This is a genomic window from Streptomyces sp. NPDC008001 (genome assembly GCF_042958085.1).
Taxonomy (GTDB): Bacteria; Actinomycetota; Actinomycetes; order Streptomycetales; family Streptomycetaceae; genus Streptomyces.
In genome coordinates this window covers 425,489-444,325 of record NZ_JBIBIZ010000010.1, presented here as the reverse complement: position 1 = coordinate 444,325, position 18,837 = coordinate 425,489, and the positions used below count along the sequence as shown (strand labels likewise).

Genomic DNA, 18,837 nt, shown 5'->3' with positions numbered 1-18,837 from the left:
CGTGTGGGGGGGTGGGTTTGCGGTGGGGGGGGCCCGCCCACCCACGCGGGGGGGGGGGGGGGGCCCGGGGGGGGGGGCCCCCCGGGGGCCCCGCGGGGGGGGGGGGGGGGGGGGGGGGGCCCCCCCCCCCCCCCACGCCGCGTCTAGTAGCCGCGCATGCGGCCGTCACGTGGTGCGGGCGGCAGCGCGGCGGGCACGTGCCCGCCGCGCTGCCGCCCGTAGTGCGTGTCCCAGGCGGCCTGGTAGCCCGACGGGACGTGGTAGCCCAGCTGGCCGGCGTAGCCCTGGTGGCCGCCGTACTGGCCGTAGCCGAGCTGCGGACCGAAGCCCACGAACCTCAGCTCCTCCTCGCCGGAACGGTCGAAGGGGAGGGCCCGGAACGAGCGGCGGTACTCGGAGTAGAGCGCATCGTAGATCGGGGTGACCGAAACGGGATGACTCTGCGGGGTGGTGTCGCGGGGTGGGCGCATACCGGGGATGTGGTTCGGGTACGGAATCCGCGGGGCAGGCTCGTATGAGTGCACATACGAGCCAACGAGTCCGTGGCCCGGGGGATGCGGGCCCGGCCCGTAATGGGCCGCCGGAGCGTGGCGGACGGGGTGCACGGCGCTCGTCACATGCCCGCGAGCGGCATGGACGCGGCGACGAGCCGCCCGGCCGCGGCGGCCCGGTCCAGGGCCTCGCGCAGCAGGTCCTCCCGCGGCTGGGCGCCGATCGTGCCCACCGGCGCCGCGAAGACCAGCACCCGCTTCGTCTTGTTCACCGCCGAGCGCCACTCGGGAGCGACCTGCATCGCCTGGTGCGCCTGCCACCACGCGCTCGGTGCGGTGCCCGGGGCGCCCGGCATCAGGATCGCGTGCAGCTGGCCCATGGCGAGCAGCACCGACCAGCCCGGGGTGGGCGGCGGCACCTGCTCCACGGTGGCCACGGGCGCGAAGCCCTGCTCGATCAGGAGCGGCAGGAAGACGTCGACCGGCCCGCTCGTCCCGGGGCGGGCGATCGGCCCGAGCGGCTCGACGACGAGCGCAGGCTGCAGCTCGCCGCCGACGAACACCAGGCCGCTGGTGACGCCCAGCTCGGCCTGCACGGGCCCGTCGGGCGCGGTGGGCATCGTCGGCATGGTGGCGGGCGCCGGCAACCGGGGCTCACCGGCCTGCTCGCCCTCGCCCTGGATGGAGCGCACGGCGCCCTGGAGCTGTTCCTCGGAGACCGCGACGACCTGGGAAGGGATGCAGGCGGCGTGCGCGAACGCGAGCACGGCCGTCTCCTCGCCGACGAAGAGCACGGTGCTGGTCCGCTCCCGGTCCGTGTTGCCGGGGGTGCGGCAGGACGTGCAGTCGTAGCTGCCCGGGGCGCTGTCACCGCCCAGCAGTCGTTCGGCCTCTTCGTCGCCGATCTCGGCGCGGACGTCGTCACTGACGTCGAGCATGCGCGGCACGGTGGCTCCTAGATATCGGTGCGTATCACACGGGGGTTCCCGGTTCGTTAGAGCACAACGGGCGATCCGCGGCGGGGGTCACGCGTAACGAGTTGGTGATCACGGCCAACCTCCCGGCCCGTACCACGGTCTAATCTTTCCGGTAGGCGGGCTGGAAGGAACGTCCGCGGCGACCGGCTGGGGACGAATGCACATCTCATTCCTTATTCACAACGCGTACGGCATCGGCGGGACGATCCGGACCACGTTCAACCTCGCGAGCACCCTCGCCGAGCAGCACGACGTGGAGATCGTCTCCGTCTTCCGCCACCGGGAGGAGCCGCTCCTGTGGCCGGGCGGCAAGGTGCGCCTGCGCCACCTGGTCGACCTGCGCAAGGGCACGCCGGGCTACGAGGGCGACGACCCCGAGTACGAGCGCCCCGCCTCGGTCTTCCCCGCCACCGAGGGCCGCTACAAGCAGTACAGCGCCCTCACCGACCGGCGGATCGCCGAGCACCTGCGCACCCTGGACTGCGACGTGGTCGTGGGCACCCGCCCCGGCCTGAACGTGCACATCGCCCAGCAGGCCCGCCGCGGCCCGGTCCGGGTCGGCCAGGAGCACCTGACGCTGAGCACCCACTCCCAGCCGCTCAAGCTGACGCTGCGCACGCACTACCCGCGGCTGGACGCCGTCACCACGGTGACCGAGGCCGACGCCGCGACCTACCGCAAGCTGATGCGGCTGCCCGGCGTGCGCGTGGAGGCGGTGCCCAACAGCATCCCCGCCCCGGCCGTGGCGCCCGCCGACGGCAGCGGCAAGTGGGTGATCGCCGCCGGCCGGCTCGCCCCCGCCAAGCGCTACGACGTGCTGATCCGGGCCTTCGAGAAGGTCGTGGCCGAGCGCCCCGACTGGAAGCTGCGGATCTACGGTGCCGGTGCCGAGCGCGCGAAGCTGCGCGCCCTCATCGACAAGCGCGGCCTCTACAACCATGTCTTTCTCATGGGCCCCGCCAACCCCCTGGATCCCGAGTGGGTCAAGGGCTCGATCGGCGCCGTGACCTCCAGCCTGGAGTCGTTCGGCATGACCATCGTCGAGGCGATGCGCTGCGGTCTGCCGGTGGTCTCCACCGACTGCCCGCACGGCCCCGGCGAGATCATCGACGACGGCGTCGACGGCCTGCTGGTGCCCGTCGGCAAGACCGACAAGATCGCCGCCGGTCTGCTGAAGCTGATCAACGACGACGAGCTGCGGCAGCGCATGGGCCGGGCGGCGCTCGCGAGCTCCGCCCGCTTCGACCCGGCGGAGGTCGCCGGCCGCTACGAGCAGCTCTTCGGCGACCTGGTGGCCCGCGGCTCGCTGCGCGGTTCGCTGCACCGCACCCGCGGCGCCCTGCTCAGCAGCGCGTTCAGGACCTCGGACGCGAGCCGTTCCGCCCTGCGCCGGGTGCGTGCCGCATGACGCCCGGTTCCCACCGTCCTTCGCCCGCGAACGCCGCCGGATCCGGCGGCCCCACCACCCCCGAGGAGAGCACCATCGTGTCTGCCCCGGCACCGCCGCGCGCCGACTGCATCGCGGATTCCGCGGGCGGGCTCACCTTCGACCTCGACGCGCCGGCCCCCGGCCCCGCCTCCGGCGACGCCTCGGGCCACTGGTCCGCCGCGCTGGTCCTGCGCCGCCGCGGCAGCGACGACGAGGCCGAGGAGGTCCGCCTGCCGCTCGCGCCGGACGGCGAGGGGCGGCTGCGTGCCGTGCTGCCCAGCACCGTCGCCCTGCCCGAGGGCCGCTGGGACGTCTACGTCGCCTTCGCGGACGCCGAGCCCCGCCGCCTGGTGCCCGGTCTCGCCGACCTCAGATCGCTGGTCGACCGCAGACCCGGGCCCAGCACCTCGCCGCTCACGGTCCGCATCCCGTACGCGACCAAGCACGGCAACCTCTCGCTGCGCAGCTGGCTGCGCGGCCCGCACGCCGAGGCCGGCGACCTGCACCCGGACGCCTCCGGGCTGACCGCCCACGGCCGGCTGCACCGCGTCGCGGACCCGGCCGCCTGGCTGGAGGGGGCCGTCGTGGAGGCCCGCTGCCGCCGCGCGCCCGACCTGGTCGTCACGGTCCCGGTCACCCGGGAGGAGCCGGCGGACGAGGCCCTCGCGGAGGAGGGCGGCCAGGACTTCTCCTTCACCCTGGACTACGGCCTCCTCGCCGCGGAGTGGCGGGGCGGCCTGGACGTCTGGGACCTGTGGCTGTGCCCGGCGGACGGTTCCGCGCCCGCGCGCGTCGCCCGCCTCCTGGACGACGTGGCCGACAAGCAGCAGATCTTCACCTACCCCGTGCTGCCCGTCGACGCGGAGTACGCGCCCGCCCAGGCCGGCCCGTACTACACCGCCGACAACGACCTGGCGGTCCGCATCGAGGAGCGCCCGCCCGTCGCGGGCTGATCCGGAGGGCGTCCGCCCGGCCCCGGGTCTCCCGCGCGCGACGGGTCAGGACGTCTCCCGCACGACGGTCAGGAAGCGGCCGCCCCGGGCGCTTCCGCCGTCTGCGGCGCGGTGGCCCGGGCCACGTCCGGGTGGTGCAGGTCGAAGGCGGGCGACTCGGAGCGGATCCGGGGGAGGGCGACGAAGTTGTGCCGGGGCGGCGGGCAGGACGTCGCCCACTCCAGCGAGCGCCCGTAGCCCCAGGGGTCGTCCACCTCGACGGGCTTGCCGTACTTGGCGGTTTTCCAGATGTTGTAGAAGAACGGCAGGTTGGACAGGCCCAGCAGGAACGCGCCGATGGTCGACACCGTGTTGAGGGCCGTGAAGCCGTCGGCCGCGAGGTAGTCGGCGTAGCGGCGGGGCATGCCCTGGGCGCCCAGCCAGTGCTGGACGAGGAACGTCAGGTGGAAGCCCAGGAACAGCGTCCAGAAGTGGACCTTCCCCAGCCGTTCCTCCAGCATCTTGCCCGTGAGCTTCGGCCACCAGAAGTAGAAGCCCGCGAACGTCGCGAAGACCACCGTCCCGAACACCACGTAGTGGAAGTGCGCGACGACGAAGTAGGTGTCCGTGACGTGGAAGTCCAGCGGCGGCGACGCGAGGATGACCCCGGTCAGGCCGCCGAAGAGGAAGCTCACCAGGAAGCCGACGGCCCACAGCATCGGCGCCTCGAACGACAGCGAGCCGTGCAGCATGGTGCCGATCCAGTTGAAGAACTTCACGCCGGTCGGCACCGCGATGAGGAACGACATGAAGGAGAAGAAGGGCAGCAGCACCGCCCCGGTGGCGAACATGTGGTGCGCCCAGACCACCACCGACAGGGCCGTGATGGCCATGGTGGCGCCGATGAGCGTCAGATAGCCGAAGATCGGCTTCCGGGAGAACACCGGGATGATCTCGCTGATGATGCCGAAGAACGGCAGCGCGATGATGTAGACCTCGGGGTGGCCGAAGAACCAGAACAGGTGCTGCCACAGCAGCGCCCCGCCGCCCGCCGGGTCGAAGACCAGGGACGAGAACCGCCGGTCCGCCTCCAGCACCAGCAGCGACGCCGCCAGCACGGGGAACGCCAGCAGGATCAGGATCGAGGTGAAGAGCACGTTCCAGGTGAAGACGGGCATCCGGAACATCGTCATCCCGGGGGCGCGCATCCCGATGATGGTGGTCAGGAAGTTCACCGCGCCGAGGATCGTGCCGAAGCCGGACAGCGCCAGCCCCATGATCCACATGTCGGTGCCGATGCCGGGGGAGCGGGCCATGCTGTTGAGCGGGGCGTAGGCGGTCCAGCCGAAGGTGGCGCCGCCCTGCGGCATCAGCAGGCTGGCGACCACGATCAGGCCGCCGAAGAGGTACAGCCAGTACGCGAACATGTTCAGCCGGGGGAAGGCCACGTCCGGGGAGCCGATCTGCAGTGGCATGATCGCGTTGGCGAAGCCGGCGAAGGCCGGGGTCGCGAAGAGCAGCAGCATGATCGTGCCGTGGGCCGTGAACGCCTCGTTGAACGACTCGTTGGTCATCAGCTGCAGCCCCGGCCGGGCCAGCTCGGCGCGCATCAGCATCGCCAGCAGGCCGCCCGCCAGGAAGAAGGCGAACGAGGTGATCAGATAGAGATGGCCGATGATCTTGTGGTCGGTGGTGGTGAGCCAGCTGACGACGAGCCGGCCCGGCCGGCGCTCCCGCACCGGGCCGGTGGTCGCCTGCGCGGTGTCCGTCCCCATTGCGCTCCCTCGCTCGGTCGTGCACCTCGGCGGGCTTGCGGGCTCACGCCATGATGCTCGTCCCGCGCCCCGCGCGCGAGGGTGCCTCCTAATCGGAATTCTCTATTCCGGATACTTCCGGACCGCAGCATTCCCATGACCGTGAACACGGATCCGCAATATCCGGGCCGTCCCCTTGTGCGGTCATTCGGGCGCCTCGTGCGAGGATTTCCGGCGGGGCTTCGGAAAAGGCGGCGTGCATTTCCCGCCGACGCCTTGTGAAGAAACCCGGCCCGCCGCCGTAATCCTCGTAGGGGTGAAGCATTACGCGGCAAACCACCGCGGGTTTTCTGTGACAGAAGTGTGACCGCCCGCCGACGGCAGCGGCACGCCACCGTGCTCCGCCGCCCCGGGGGCTCCGCTTCCGCCCGGCCGCGGGGCCGCCTACGGTGACGGGCATGGCACCTCTACCGAACGTCCCCGCCGACCCCGACGACGACCTGACCGCCTACGTGGGCCTCGGCACCGCCGCCGCGACCGAGCGGGCCCGCGCCCGCGGCTGGGCGACCGTGCGCGCCCTCCCGCCGGGCACGATCGTCACCATGGAGTACCAGGCGGGGCGGCTGAACTTCGAGGCCGAGAACGGCGTCGTGACGCGCTGCTGGAAGGGATGACGGCACTCCGTACGCCTGCGGCCCCGGACCCTCTGCCAAGAGAGGGTCCGGGGCCGCAGGCGTACGGAGTACTGAGGGGCCGTCAGCCACCGACCGTCCGGCCGCGGCCCGGGGCCGGGGCCAGCGGGGTGGTGCGCGGCACCCGGTCGGCGTTCGGCGGGCGGCGGCTGCCGGTCGGCGTGACCGGGGTCCGCTCGGAGCGCGCCGTGTGCGGCCGGGCCGGCAGGTGGGGCCGGCCCTCGAGGGCCCGGACGCCCGCGGAACGGCTCCCGACGCCCACCGGCTCGCGGGCCGGCTGCTCGTCGTCGGCCGGGGCGCGCGGGGCGGCCACGGGCACCGGAGCCACCGGGACGGGCACGAGCACACCGCGCTCGCGCACCCGGCGCCACAGGGCCAGCAGCCACACCTCGGCACGGGCCATCGGCGCCTCGAACCAGGGCAGGGCGAGCAGCACCAGCAGGCCCGCGGTCCAGCCGAGGGTCACGTCGCTCATCCAGTGCGTACCGAGGTAGACCGTCGTCATGCCGACGCCCAGTGCGAGGAGCGCGGCGATCACCGAGGCCACCCGGCGGGTGCGCGGCGTGGTGGCCAGATAGGCCAGGACGCCCCAGGTCACCACGGCGTTCGCGGTGTGCCCGGAGGGGAATATGTCGCCGCCCGCGAACATCTCGTTCGAGCCGATCGAGGTGGCGTAGTGCGGGCCGAGCCGGCCCATGCCGATCTTCGCCGCGCCCACGGTCGCGTTGAGCAGCAGCAGGGACGTGCCGAGGACCAGCAGCGGCCGCAGCGTGCCCTGCTTGTAGGTGCGCCAGCCCAGCCAGGCGGCCACCGCGACGGCGGTCGGGCCGCGCTGGCCCAGCACCACGAAGTAGTCGAGGAAGGTGTGGATCTCCGGCCACTGCTTGTACGGCCGGAAGAGCATGACCTGCCAGTCGAACCGCACCGGCCAGGACGTGGTGAGCACGCCGACCACGATCGCCAGGTACACCACGGAGGTCGCCACGAAGATCCCCAGGCGGGTCCGGGTCATCCGCGGCCGCACGGGCTCGGTCGGGCGCTCCTCCGCTTGGACGAGCTCGTCGTTGGTACGCACTCAATCGACGTTACATTGAGTGACAGGAAGGTTCGGCCGATCGGGCCTGTTTGTGATGACGATGTGATGTGGAATGCGTCTCAGCCATGACATGCGCCACATTCGATTCCCCGGAGCAACCGTCGCACCGGGAATTCCGGAACTGCTCCGGCCGTCCGCCGGAGAGGTTTTGCCGGGAATTCCGGCCCGTTGTTTATCCGGGATTGGCCGCGGCGTTCCACGGCGTTTTCCCCGGCACCGGAGCGCGTCCCGGACGCCGGTCCGGAAAACGATCAGCGGTACGCGCGCGGTGCGGAGGGTGCGCGATCACGGAGGGCCGGAGCCGTTCAGCCAGAACGCCCCGTACACCGCCGACCCCAGCACCATCGCACTCACCGTGAGCACCGCCCGGGCCGGCCGGGCCCGCGCGAGGGCCACCGCGAGCGGCAGCAGCAGCGGGAACGCCGGCAGCATCAGGCGCGGCTTCGACCCGAAGTACCCCTTCGCCGTCAGGGCCAGCAGCAGTACGGCCCCCGCGTAGCCGAGCACCGGCAGCGGCTGGCGCTGCCGCACGCACGCCACGTACAGCCACACCACCAGACCCACGCCCACCAGCAGCCCCAGCCCCGCGAGGAACGCCGGGCCGAAGAGCCGCTGCGCGACGAACGCCCCGAACGCCAGCCCGCCGTCGAAGCCGTTCCCCCAGCCGCCCTGCACGTCCAGATAGCCCGTGGGGCTGCCGGTCCGCACACCGACCCACGCGAAGTACGCGAGCCAGCCCAGCGGTGCGAGCGCCGCGCCCAGCAGCATCCGGGGCAGCTCCCGCCGCTCCCACGGCTCCCGCTGCTCCTGCCGTCCCCCGCGCCGCAGCGCGACCAGCACCCCCAGCCACACGGCCAGGACCACCGCCGCCCCCACCGGACGCGTCAGCCCGGCCAGCGCCGCGAAGGAACCCGCCCACACCCAGCGCCGGGTGAGCACCCCGTACAGGCTCCACGCCGCCAGCGCCGTGAACAGCGACTCCGAGTACGCCATCGACTGCACGATGCCGACCGGCAGCGCCGCCCACAGCGCCACCAGCGCCACACCCGCCCGGCGCCCGTACAGCCGCTCCCCGGTCAGGAAGACCGCCCACGCCGCCAGCAGCGAGGACACCCCGCTGACCACCAGGCCCGCGTCCGCCGCGGACAGCGGGAAGACCGCCGACAGGCCCCGCTCCAGCCACGGCAGCAGCGGGAAGAACGCCAGGTCGGAGTGGACCTTCCCGCCCGGCAGGTGAAGGGTGTAGCCGTAGCCCTGCTCGGCGATGCGGGAGTACCAGAGGGAGTCCCAGCGCGCCGAGAGCAGCTGGTGCGGGCTCTTGCCCGTGCCGTACCCCCACACCGCGAGGACCGCGATCCCCAGCGCCCGCACCCCCGCGTAGACCAGCAGGGCGGGCAGCGCGCGGCGCAGTGCGCCACGCGCCCGGAGGGCGGCCCGGGGGCGGTCCGCCCCGGCGCCCGTACCGGCGGGAGAAACAAGATCGGTCACCGGCCAATTGTCCAGCACGCGCGGAGCGCCTCCACGATCGGCCCGGACGGTGACGGAGCACACGGATCCGTGGCCGGGACTCGCGTACGCTGTCGAGTCACTCGCCGGCGACGCCGCGCGGTCCACAGTCCCCAGGGCCCGCGGGCGGCCGCGAGCGCACGACACGGAGGTGTGAATGTCCGGGACGACCACGGCCGGCCCGCCGCGGGCCGGTGGCGTCCCCCGGCAGCGGTACCGGCGAGGACAGCGGCAGCAGCCGCCGAGCGCGCCCGCACCCGGAGCCGGGGTGAACCGCTGGACCGTCCTCGTCGTCCTCTGCGTCAGCCTGCTCCTCGTCGCCGTCGACGCGACCGTCCTGCACGTCGCCGTCCCTGCCGTCACCGAGGACCTGCGGCCCGGCGCGATCCAGCTGCTCTGGATCGTCGACGTCTACCCGCTGGTGTGCGCCTCGCTGCTCATCCTCTTCGGCACCCTCGGCGACCGCGTCGGCCGCCGCCGGATCCTGCTGATCGGCTACGGGCTCTTCGGCGCCGCCTCCGCGGTCGCGGCCTTCGCGCCCACCCCGGAAGTGCTCATCGCGGCGCGCGCCCTGCTCGGCGCCGGCGGCGCGATGATCATGCCGGCGACGCTGTCGATCCTCCGCACGGTCTTCCCCGACCGGCGCGAGCGGGCCCTCGCAGTCGGCGTGTGGAGCGCGGTCGCGGCGGTGGGCGCGGCGGTCGGACCGCTGCTCGGCGGCTTCCTCCTCGAACACTTCTGGTGGGGATCGGTCTTCCTCATCAACATCCCGCTGATGGCCGCCGCGCTCCCGGTCGGGCGCCTGCTGCTGCCCGAGTCGACCGGGCCCCGCGACGGGCCCTGGGACGTGACCGGCGCGCTCATGGCCGCGTTCGGGCTGTTCGGGCTCGTCCTCGGCGTGAAGCGGGCCGGCACGGGGGACGCGCTCTCGCTCGGCACGGTCGTGCCGGGGGCGGTCGGGGCGGCCCTGCTCGTCCTCTTCGTCCGCCGGCAGCGGCGGCGGACCCACCCGCTCGTCGACCTCCGGATGTTCTCCCGGCCGGCCTTCGGGACGTCCGTCGGGTGCATCGTGCTCGCCATGCTCGCGCTCGTCGGCCTGGAGCTGATCGCCGCGCAGTACCTCCAGCTCGTCCTCGGGCTCACCCCGCTGGAGACGGGGCTGCGGCTGCTGCCGCTCACGCTCGCCGCGATGGCCGCGGGGCTCGTCGGCTCCCGGCTCCTGCAGCGGCTCGGCCCCCGCGCGATGGTCGCCCTCGGCTTCGTGCTGACCGCGGCGGCGGTCGCCTCGCTGACCGCGATGGGCCTGCACGACCGGCCCGGCGTGCTCGTCGGCTGCTTCGTCCTGCTCGGCTTCGGCCTGGAGACCACGCTCTTCGGCGCGTACGAGTCGATGCTCAGCGAGGCGCCCGTGGAGTCCGCGGGCGGCGCCGCCGCGATCGGCGAGACCTCGTACCAGCTCGGGGCGGGCATCGGCATCGCCCTCCTCGGCAGCGTCATGAACGCCGCCTACGCGCCGGGCGTCGCCTCCGTCCCCGGCGTCCCCAGCGAGGCGGGCGCCTCCGCGAGCCACTCCCTCGGCGAGGCCTACGAGGTCGCCTCCCGGCTGGGGGGACCGGCGGGATCCGCCCTGCGGGTCGCGGCGCGCGACGCGTTCGTGCACGGCCTGCACGTGACGCTCGCGCTGAGCGCGTGCCTGCTGCTGATGGGGGCGGTGGCGGCGTTGCGGTTGCCGCGGGCGATGGACTGCGGGGCGGTCACGTCCCCGGCACCGGCCGAGGTGAGCCCGGCACCGCCGGTCACGTAGCGACGGGCCGGGCGCCGAACGGGCGCCCGGATCCTCTGGACTCGGCCGGTTACCCGGCCGTAGCGTGCTGGCGAAGCGAAAGCGATCACTCATTCGCCCGCACCCCGCCGGAGGCCCCCGTGTTCGACCCGCATGACCCCCTCGGCATCGACGACCTCCTCACCGACGAGGACCGCGCCGTCCGCGACACCGTCCGGCAATGGGCCGCCGACCGCGTCCTCCCGCACATCGCGCAGTGGTACGAGGCCGGCGAGCTCCCCGGCGTCCGCGAGCTCGCCCGCGAGCTCGGCGCGATCGGCGCCCTCGGCATGCAGCTCGGCGGCTACGGCTGCGCGGGCGCGAGCGCCGTGCAGTACGGCCTGGCCTGCCTGGAGCTGGAGGCCGCCGACTCCGGCATCCGCTCCCTGGTCTCGGTGCAGGGCTCCCTCGCGATGTACGCGATCCACCGCTTCGGGTCCGAGGAGCAGAAGCAGCAGTGGCTGCCGGCGATGGCGGCGGGCGAGACCATCGGCTGCTTCGGCCTGACGGAGCCGGACCACGGCTCGGACCCCGCGGGCATGCGCACGTACGCCAAGCGCGCCGCCGGCGGCGACTGGGTGCTGACCGGCCGCAAGATGTGGATCACCAACGGCTCGGTCGCCGGCGTCGCCGTCGTCTGGGCGCAGACGGACGACGGCATCAGGGGCTTCGTCGTGCCCACGGACCGCCCCGGCCTGTCCGCGCCGGAGATCCGGCACAAGTGGTCGCTGCGCGCCTCGGTCACCAGCGAGCTGGTCCTGGACGAGGTGCGGCTGCCGGCGGACGCGGTGCTGCCGGAGGTCACCGGCCTGCGCGGCCCGCTGAGCTGCCTGAGCCACGCCCGCTACGGCATCGTCTGGGGTTCGATGGGCGCCGCGCGCACGTGCTTCGAGACGGCGCTCGACTACGCGCGCACGCGCGAGCAGTTCGGGAAGCCCATCGGCGCCTTCCAGCTCACCCAGGCCAAGCTCGCCGACATGGCGGTGGAGCTGCACAAGGGGATCCTGCTGGCCCACCACCTGGGGCGGCGGATGGACGCGGGGACGCTGCGGCCGGAACAGGTGAGCTTCGGCAAGCTCAACAACGTGCGGGAGGCGATCGAGATCTGCAGGACGGCGCGGACGGTCCTCGGTGCGAACGGGATCTCGCTGGAGTACCCGGTGATGCGGCACGCCACGAACCTGGAGTCCGTGCTGACGTACGAGGGCACGGTGGAGATGCACCAGCTGGTGCTGGGCAAGGCGCTCACCGGCCTCGACGCCTTCCGGTAAGCCCTCGCCCGGGGCACGGCCTTCGCCGTGCGACGCGGCCCGGTTCCGGGCCGTTCTCAGCTCTGGTTGTAGAAGCCGCCGTTCGCCCGCCCCACCGGCTCCCCGCTGACGACCTTGTAGTCGGCGGGGGTCAGCAGGAAGACCCGGTTGGCCACGCGCTCGATGGAGCCGCGCAGCCCGAACGTCAGCCCGGCGGCGAAGTCCACGACGCGCTTGGCGTCGTTGGGCTCCATGCCGGTGAGGTTGACGATCACGGGCACGCCCTCGCGGAAGAGCTCGCCGATGCCCCGGGCGTCGCGGAAGCCGTCCGGGGTGACGGTGGCGATGCGGGTGCCCTGCTCCTGTGCGACCTCGTCCGCCACCCGCACCTTCGGGTTGGTGACCCAGGCGTCGCCGGGCTCGGCCCCCTCGTCCGAGTCCTCCTCGTAGCCGCCGTAGTAGCGCTCGTCATCGCTGTCGTCGACGAGGCCGAGCCAGGCACTCGCCTTGCGCACCGATCCCATGGACGCCTCCTCTCACACGCGGTGTGTTCCGTCCGCTTCTCTATCGTCGTCCATGATGCGGATGGTGTGCCAAGCGGATAGCCGCCGGACGAGCATTTCGTGACGCATCTGGTGCAAACCGGGTGGCGATGCGTCAGAAACCCCGCAGTCCCCTTCTTGCGCCCTGGACCTGGGCATATGCGGTTGCGACGGGCGATTCGGGGGCGGGGCGCGGGCCCCGGTCGGGTCGGGTGGTCAGATGATTAGGATGCCCGGGTCCATTCGCACCACACACGGGGGCTGGGTTTTGTTCGGGATCATAAGGCCATGCCGGCACCGGTTGTCAGAGGCCATGCGCACGGAATGGATGGCGCATCTGTGCGGACTGTGCCTCGCGCTGCGCGGCGACCACGGACAGTTCGCGCGCGCGGCCACCAACTACGACGGTCTGGTCATCTCGGTCCTGGTGGAGGCGCAGTCCCCGGCGGACGAGGGCGCCAACTCCTGGCGGCGCACGGCCGGACCGTGTCCCCTGCGCGGCATGCGCACCGCTTCCGTGGCCAAGGGCGAGGGCGCGCGGCTCGCCGCCTCCGTGTCGCTCGTGCTGGCCTCGGCGAAGATGCGTGACCATGTCGCCGACGGCGACGGCGTGTTGGCCCGCCGGCCGGTCGCCGCGGCGGCGCGCCGCGTGGCCGCCAAGTGGGACCGCGCCGGTGCCCGCACGGGCGCCGACCTCGGTTTCGACACGGCGGTGCTGGTCGACGCGGTCGAACGGCAGGCCGGCATCGAGGCGCTGGCCGGTGCGGGAACGTCACTGCTGACGGTGACCGAGCCCACCGAGACGGCCACCGCCGCGGCCTTCGGCTACACCGCCGTACTCGCCGGACGGCCCGGCAACAAGGCGCCGTTGGAGGAGGCGGGCAGGCTCTTCGGGCGGCTGGCCCACCTGCTGGACGCCGTCGAGGACCTCGCCGAGGACGCGGAGAGCGGCGCGTGGAACCCCGTCGCCGCGACGGGTACGAGCCTCACCGAGGTGCGCAGGCTGTGCGACGACGCGGTGCACGGCGTCCGCCTGGCGCTGCGCGAGGTCGACTTCGCGAGCAAGAGCCAGAGCCGGCTCGCGCACGTGCTCCTCGCCCATGAGCTGGAGCGCGCCGTCGACCGGGCGTTCGGTACGGCGAGTTGCGGGCACGGCGGGCACGGCGGGCACACCGGTCCGGCCGGGCACGCCGCTTCCGTCGCGCACCAGGACGGCGCGCCGCAGGGCGCGTTCGGGCCGCCGCCGGTGATGCCGCCGCCCGGCGCGGCGCCGCCCGGTGGCATGCCGCCCGGCGCGCCGCCCGAGCCGCCGCGGCGCGGACGGCAGCGCGGGCTGATCGCCGGCTGTGCGGTGTGGGCCACGCTTTTCTGCACGTGTCAGGTCTGCTGCCGGGACCCGTACTTCGACCCGTGGGACGGACAGCGGCGGGAAGGCTGGTGCCACAAGTGCGACTGCGGCGACTGCGATTGCAGCGGCTGCGGCGATTGCTGTAACTGCTGTGATTGTTGCGGTAACTGCGACTGCTGCGACTGCGGTGGCTGTGATTGCGGCTGTTGAGCCCGCAGGGATGTGGGATGGTTTGGACTGGGTTGGGATGGTTTGAGGAACTGCAAGGGGATATGAGGGGAGGGGTGCGGCGGTGCGCACAAGCCGCTGAGCGATGCGCATATGCCGCTGATGTGAAGGCGTGACGGGTGGGGCGTGCGGGGGTGGGGCGAGATGCGTGACCTGCGAGTCGCGCGCGGTCAGCCCTGACAGAGGCCCGGAAGGGGCGCACGGAAGCCCGGACACGACGCGGACCACACCCGACCGAAGTCGATGTGGTTCCGGGTGACGAGCCGTGGCCCTGGGTGCATGGGCCAAGTGGAACAGCCTTCCGTTTCCCCGTCAACCGTGCTGAGACGGAACCGTCCGCAGTGTGGACAGGTGTACGGACGGGGTTGACAGTTGGCCAGGACACCGGAATAGCCTCGGAGTTCGGCCGTGCTGAGGGGCACGGCCGGACGCGCCCGCCGCATCCGACGTGAAGGCACCACCCGTGCTCGCCCCCGTCTCCACGGAGCCTTCGCATGCCCTCCCTCGTCATCATCGGCGCCGGCCCCCGCGGCACCGGCATCCTCGAACGCATCGCCGCCAACGCCCCCGGACTCCTCGCGGGCGCCGGCCTCGACCTGCACCTCGTGGACCCCTGCCCGCCCGGCGGCGGCCGGATCTGGCGCCACGACCAGTCCCCGCTGCTGTGGATGAACTCCATGGCCGAGGACGTCACGATGTACACCGACGCCTCGGTGCGGGCCGAGGGTCCCGTGCGCCCCGGCCCCTCCCTCTCCCAGTGGGCGGCGCGCGTCCGGGCCGGAACCCTGCCCGCCCCGGCCGACCCCGCGACCGCGGCCGAGGCGCACGCCCTCACCGGGCGGAGCTTCGCCGGCAGACGGCTGCAGAGCGCGTACCTGCGCTGGGTGTACGAGCAGGCCGTGGCCGCCCTCCCGCCCGAAGTCACCGTGCACGAACACCGCCGGCGCGCCTTACGCGTGTCCGGCCCCCGCGACGGACGGCAGTCCGTATGGCTGGAGGGGCGCCGCGCGCCGCTCCCCGCCGACCTCGTCGTCCTCGCCCTCGGCCACCTGCCCTCCGCCCCCGACGCCCGCCAGGACGCGCTCGCCCGCTTCGCCGTGCGCCACCGGCTCGCGTACCTGCCGCCCGACTTCACCGCCGACAGCGACCTGAGCGCCCTGCGCCCCGGCGAACCGGTGATCGTCCGCGGCTTCGGGCTCGCCTTCGTCGACCTCATGGTGCTGCTCACCGAGGGACGCGGCGGCACGTACGCCACCGGGCCCGGCGGCGATCCCGTCTACCGCCCCTCGGGCCGCGAACCCGTCCTGCACGTGGGCTCCCGGCGCGGCGTCCCGTACCGCTCGAAGATCGGCTACGACCTGCGGGGCGAACGGCCCCCGCTGCCCCGCTTCTTCGGCCCCGCCGAGGCCGCGGCGCTGCGCGACCGGCCCGGCCCCCTCGACTTCCACCGGGACGTGCGGCCCCTCGCCGAGAAGGAGCTCGGGTTCGCCCACTACCACCGGCTCTTCACCGCCCACCCCGAACGCACCCGCATGCCCTGGCCGGCCTTCGAGGAGCGGTACGCCGCCCGCGCGCCCGGCAGCGCCGGGCTCCTCGCCCTGGTCGCCGCCGCCGTGCCCGATCCCGCCGACCGGCTCGACCTGGCCGCGCTCGACCACCCCCTGGCCGGCCGCCGCTTCGCCGGCGCCGACGCCCTGCAGGACGGCCTGCGCGCCCACATCCGGGCCGACCTCGACCGCCGCCACGACCCGCGGCACAGCCCCGACCTCGCCGTCTTCCTCGGTCTGCTCTCCGTCTACGGCCAGCTCGCCGGGCTCGGCGACACCGGTCCGTGGTGGCACGGCTTCTTCAGCTACCTCGCCTCCGGCCCGCCCGGCCCCCGGCTCCGGCAGCTGCTCGCGCTCTCCCGCGCCGGGGTCGTGCGCTTCCTCGGCGCCGGCACGACCGTCACGCCCGACGAGGAGCACGGCCTGTTCCTGGCGCGCAGCGAGAGCGCGCCCGGCGTCGTCACCGGCGCGCGGGCCCTCGTCGAGGCGCGCCTGCCGCCCCCGTCCGTCGCCCGCTCCCTCGACCCCCTGCTGCGCTCCCTCCACCCCGAGGCCGCCACCACGCCCGCCGGCCTGCTGGCCGTCAGCCCCGCGGACGGCCGCGTCCTGGACCGTGACGGGCGCCCGCACCCGCGCCGCTTCGCCCTCGGCCCGCACACCGACGCCCGGGCCAACGGGGCCTTCGCCCGGCCCGGCACCAACGCCCCGGCCTTCCGGCAGAACGACGCCACGGCGCGCGCCGCGCTGAGCTTCCTGCGTGCGGTCGCGGGCCGTACGGGGCCGGGGCGTACGGGCCCGGGCCGCGAGGCCGCGACGGCGCGCGCACACCACTGACCGAGCCACCGGCCTGACCGTGGCGACCCCCACACCCCCAGGGAAACCCATGTCCGCACCCATCCGGCCGCTGCACCTGGCCGTGAGCATCGACCGCCCCGGCGTCCGCGACGCCGAGCCCTACGTCCGCGCCGCGCGCCTCGCCGAGCGCGGCCGGCTGGACTTCGTCACCCTCGGCGACACCCTCGGCCCGCCCCGGCGCGGCGAGAGCCGCCTCGACGCCCTCGCCGTCCTCGCCCGCGTCGCGCCCGCCACCGAACGGATCGGCCTGGTGCCCACCGTCACCACCACCCACACCGAGCCGTTCCACGTCTCCAACGCCGTCTCCACCCTCGACTGGGTGAGCAACGGCCGCGCCGGCTGGACCGTCGAGGTGTCCGCCACCGAGGCCGAGGCCCGCCACTTCGGCCGCCGCGCCCCGGCCCCCGCCGGCGAGCTGTGGGACGAGGCCGCCGCGGTCGCCGACGTCGCCGCCCGGCTCTGGGACAGCTGGGAGGACGACGCCGAGATCCGCGACACCGCCACCGGCCGCTTCATCGACCGCGACAAGCTGCACTACGTCGACTTCGAGGGCCCCGGCTGGTCCGTCCGCGGGCCGTCCATCGTGCCCCGGCCCCCGCAAGGGCGCCCGGTCACGGCCATCGACGCCACCCGCCTGCCGGCCCGGGCCGCCGCCGCCCGCCACGCCGACGTCGCCTACGTCCGCACCGGGCCCGCGCCCGCGCCCGGCGCGGTCCGCGCCGCCCGCGAGGACCTGCACGCCCGGCTGCGCGACCTCGGCCGCGACCCGGGCCGGTTCCTCGTCCTCGCCTCGCTGCCCGTCGCGCTGCACACGGCCGCCGACGCCGTCGCCCTCGCCGACCTGGCCGGCTCCTGGTGGGCGGACGGCGTCGCCGACGGCTTCCACTTCCGGCCCCGGGACCCCGACCGGGACCTCGCCCTGCTGGTCGACGGGACCGTGCCCGTGCTCCAGCACCGGGGTCTGCTCCGCTCCTTCTACCCCGGCGGCACGCTCCGCGAGCACCTCTGCCTGCCGCGCCCCGCCAACCGCTACGCCACCGTGAGGAGGCCCGCATGACCGCCCCCAGGGCACGGCAGCGCAAGCAGATGCACCTGGCCGCACACTTCCCCGGCGTCAACAGCACGACGGTGTGGACCGACCCCCGGTCGGGGAGCCAGACCGCCTTCCCGTCCTTCCGGCACCTCGCCGCCACCGCCGAACGCGGCCTGTTCGACTTCTTCTTCCTCGCCGAAGGGCTGCGGCTGCGCGAGCACAAGGGCCGCATCCACGACCTGGACGTCGTGGGCCGCCCCGAATCGATCACCGTGCTCAGCGCCCTCGCCGCCGTCACCGAGCGGATCGGCCTGGCCGCCACCGTCAACACCACGTTCAACGAGCCCTACGAACTGGCCCGCCGGCTCGCCTCCCTGGACCACCTCAGCGGCGGCCGCGCCGCCTGGAACGCCGTCACCTCCTCCGACGCCTTCACCGGCGAGAACTTCCGCCGCGGCGGCTACCTCGACCGCGCCGAACGGTACGAGCGCGCCGCCGAGTTCGTCGCCACCGCGCGCGAACTCTGGGACTCCTGGACGCCCGAAGGCGTGCCGCGGCCCTTCGCCCACCACGGGCGCCACTTCTCCGTCTCGGGCACCTTCGACGTGGCCCGCAGCCCGCAGGGACACCCGGTCGTCATCCAGGCCGGGGACTCCGGCGAGGGACGGGAGTTCGCCGCCTCCGCCGCCGACGTGATCTTCACCAGGCACGGCACCCTGGAGGCCGGGCAGGCCTTCTACGCCGACGTCAAACGGCGGCTGCCCGCGTACGGCCGGCAGCCCGGCGACCTGAAGATCATGCCGGGCGTGACGCTGGTCCTCGGGGACACCGACGCCGAGGCCCAGGAGAAGGCCGCCGGGATCCGCAAGCAGCAGGTGTCACCGCAGAACGCGCTGCTCGCCCTCGAACAGGTGTGGGGCCGGGACCTGTCCGGCTACGACCCCGACGGACCGCTGCCCGCCATCGACCCGGACCCGGACGGCGAAGTGGCCCAGGGGCGGGTCCGGGTCGCCGACCCGTTCGCCGTCGCCGCGCGCTGGCGGGCCCTGGCCGAGGCCAAGGGGCTGTCCATACGGCAGACCGTCATCGAGACGACCGGGCGGCAGTCCTTCATCGGCACTCCCGCCTCGGTCGCCGCACAGCTGGACGAGTTCGTCACGGCCGGCGCCGCCGACGGCTTCATCCTCATCCCGCACCTCACCCCCGGCGGGCTGGACGACTTCGTCGACCGCGTCGTGCCGCTGCTGCAGGAACGTGGCGCGTTCCGTACGGAATACGCGGGCGCGACGCTCCGCGAGCACCTCGGGTTGCCACTGCCCGTATGGAAACCTTGAC

General features: G+C 73.9%; 15 protein-coding genes. 9 read left to right on the top strand and 6 right to left on the bottom strand.

From position 1 onward, the window contains the following. Nucleotides 1–143: 143 nt before the first annotated feature. Both ACFZCD_RS28030 and ACFZCD_RS28025 read right to left on the bottom strand, forming a co-directional pair. The gene (locus tag ACFZCD_RS28030) at nt 144–470 is read right to left on the bottom strand and encodes a hypothetical protein (protein WP_391835556.1); all 327 of its coding nucleotides are present in this window, start codon (nt 468–470) and stop codon (nt 144–146) included. 143 nt (nt 471–613) lie between these two features. Beyond that, complete coding sequence (locus ACFZCD_RS28025; protein ID WP_391835554.1) at nt 614–1,438, bottom strand: hypothetical protein; 825 nt, start codon at nt 1,436–1,438, stop codon at nt 614–616. Nucleotides 1,439–1,625: 187 nt separating this feature from the next. On the opposite strand from ACFZCD_RS28025, the gene ACFZCD_RS28020 reads away from it, so the two are divergent. Both ACFZCD_RS28020 and ACFZCD_RS28015 read left to right on the top strand, forming a co-directional pair. Then, nucleotides 1,626–2,876 (top strand): glycosyltransferase family 4 protein, encoded by a 1,251-nt coding sequence (locus tag ACFZCD_RS28020; protein WP_391835552.1) that lies wholly within the window; start codon nt 1,626–1,628, stop codon nt 2,874–2,876. A gap of 77 nt (nt 2,877–2,953) precedes the next feature. Continuing rightward, on the top strand, nt 2,954–3,850 hold the full coding sequence (locus ACFZCD_RS28015) for a hypothetical protein (RefSeq protein ID WP_391835550.1): 897 nt from the start codon (nt 2,954–2,956) through the stop codon (nt 3,848–3,850). A gap of 68 nt (nt 3,851–3,918) precedes the next feature. Here the strand turns inward: ACFZCD_RS28015 and ctaD are convergent, their stop codons facing one another. After that, nucleotides 3,919–5,604, bottom strand: a complete 1,686-nt coding sequence (gene ctaD, locus ACFZCD_RS28010; protein WP_391835548.1) for a cytochrome c oxidase subunit I — start codon at nt 5,602–5,604, stop codon at nt 3,919–3,921. A gap of 437 nt (nt 5,605–6,041) precedes the next feature. On the opposite strand from ctaD, the gene ACFZCD_RS28005 reads away from it, so the two are divergent. Continuing rightward, nucleotides 6,042–6,257: an I78 family peptidase inhibitor gene (locus ACFZCD_RS28005; RefSeq protein ID WP_391835546.1), complete on the top strand. Its 216-nt coding sequence runs from the start codon at nt 6,042–6,044 to the stop codon at nt 6,255–6,257. An 82-nt stretch (nt 6,258–6,339) separates the two neighbouring features. Here ACFZCD_RS28005 and ACFZCD_RS28000 read toward each other — a convergent pair whose 3' ends face one another. Both ACFZCD_RS28000 and ACFZCD_RS27995 read right to left on the bottom strand, forming a co-directional pair. After that, complete coding sequence (locus tag ACFZCD_RS28000; protein ID WP_391835544.1) at nt 6,340–7,350, bottom strand: phosphatase PAP2 family protein; 1,011 nt, start codon at nt 7,348–7,350, stop codon at nt 6,340–6,342. A 306-nt stretch (nt 7,351–7,656) separates the two neighbouring features. Beyond that, the gene (locus tag ACFZCD_RS27995; RefSeq protein WP_391835542.1) at nt 7,657–8,859 is read right to left on the bottom strand and encodes a glycosyltransferase family 39 protein; all 1,203 of its coding nucleotides are present in this window, start codon (nt 8,857–8,859) and stop codon (nt 7,657–7,659) included. A gap of 175 nt (nt 8,860–9,034) precedes the next feature. On the opposite strand from ACFZCD_RS27995, the gene ACFZCD_RS27990 reads away from it, so the two are divergent. Next, entirely contained in the window at nt 9,035–10,681 is a 1,647-nt protein-coding gene (locus ACFZCD_RS27990; RefSeq protein ID WP_391835540.1) for an MFS transporter, read from the top strand. Between the two features lie 119 nt (nt 10,682–10,800). After that, nucleotides 10,801–11,970, top strand: coding sequence for an acyl-CoA dehydrogenase family protein (locus ACFZCD_RS27985; protein WP_391835538.1), 1,170 nt, complete (start codon nt 10,801–10,803; stop codon nt 11,968–11,970). Between the two features lie 56 nt (nt 11,971–12,026). Here the strand turns inward: ACFZCD_RS27985 and ACFZCD_RS27980 are convergent, their stop codons facing one another. After that, nucleotides 12,027–12,473 carry a cell division protein SepF gene (locus ACFZCD_RS27980; RefSeq protein WP_391835536.1) on the bottom strand — a complete coding sequence of 149 codons (447 nt, stop codon included), beginning with the start codon at nt 12,471–12,473 and terminating at the stop codon, nt 12,027–12,029. Nucleotides 12,474–12,759: 286 nt separating this feature from the next. Here ACFZCD_RS27980 and ACFZCD_RS27975 point away from each other — a divergent pair, with 286 nt between their 5' ends. The 4 genes from ACFZCD_RS27975 to ACFZCD_RS27960 all read left to right on the top strand — a co-directional run bounded on the left by ACFZCD_RS27975 (nt 12,760) and on the right by ACFZCD_RS27960 (nt 18,836). Next, nucleotides 12,760–14,049, top strand: a complete 1,290-nt coding sequence (locus ACFZCD_RS27975) for a DUF5685 family protein (RefSeq protein ID WP_391835535.1) — start codon at nt 12,760–12,762, stop codon at nt 14,047–14,049. A gap of 512 nt (nt 14,050–14,561) precedes the next feature. Beyond that, complete coding sequence (locus ACFZCD_RS27970) at nt 14,562–16,448, top strand: FAD/NAD(P)-binding protein (protein ID WP_391835533.1); 1,887 nt, start codon at nt 14,562–14,564, stop codon at nt 16,446–16,448. A gap of 49 nt (nt 16,449–16,497) precedes the next feature. Further along, nucleotides 16,498–17,526 (top strand): LLM class flavin-dependent oxidoreductase, encoded by a 1,029-nt coding sequence (locus ACFZCD_RS27965; RefSeq protein ID WP_391835531.1) that lies wholly within the window; start codon nt 16,498–16,500, stop codon nt 17,524–17,526. After that, the gene (locus ACFZCD_RS27960; protein WP_391835529.1) at nt 17,523–18,836 is read left to right on the top strand and encodes an NtaA/DmoA family FMN-dependent monooxygenase; all 1,314 of its coding nucleotides are present in this window, start codon (nt 17,523–17,525) and stop codon (nt 18,834–18,836) included. The genes ACFZCD_RS27965 and ACFZCD_RS27960 overlap by 4 nt, the downstream gene beginning before the upstream one ends. Nucleotide 18,837: the final 1 nt, after the last annotated feature.

What these genes read in the sequence shown, in the direction of transcription:
- ACFZCD_RS28030 (WP_391835556.1), bottom strand. Translation starts at nt 470, where the DNA reads ATGCGCCCACCCCGCGACACCACCCCGCAGAGTCATCCCGTTTCGGTC.
- ACFZCD_RS28020 (WP_391835552.1), top strand. Translation starts at nt 1,626, where the DNA reads ATGCACATCTCATTCCTTATTCACAACGCGTACGGCATCGGCGGGACG.
- ctaD (WP_391835548.1), bottom strand. Translation starts at nt 5,604, where the DNA reads ATGGGGACGGACACCGCGCAGGCGACCACCGGCCCGGTGCGGGAGCGC.
- ACFZCD_RS28005 (WP_391835546.1), top strand. Translation starts at nt 6,042, where the DNA reads ATGGCACCTCTACCGAACGTCCCCGCCGACCCCGACGACGACCTGACC.
- ACFZCD_RS27990 (WP_391835540.1), top strand. Translation starts at nt 9,035, where the DNA reads ATGTCCGGGACGACCACGGCCGGCCCGCCGCGGGCCGGTGGCGTCCCC.
- ACFZCD_RS27980 (WP_391835536.1), bottom strand. Translation starts at nt 12,473, where the DNA reads ATGGGATCGGTGCGCAAGGCGAGTGCCTGGCTCGGCCTCGTCGACGAC.
- ACFZCD_RS27970 (WP_391835533.1), top strand. Translation starts at nt 14,562, where the DNA reads ATGCCCTCCCTCGTCATCATCGGCGCCGGCCCCCGCGGCACCGGCATC.
- ACFZCD_RS27965 (WP_391835531.1), top strand. Translation starts at nt 16,498, where the DNA reads ATGTCCGCACCCATCCGGCCGCTGCACCTGGCCGTGAGCATCGACCGC.
- ACFZCD_RS27960 (WP_391835529.1), top strand. Translation starts at nt 17,523, where the DNA reads ATGACCGCCCCCAGGGCACGGCAGCGCAAGCAGATGCACCTGGCCGCA.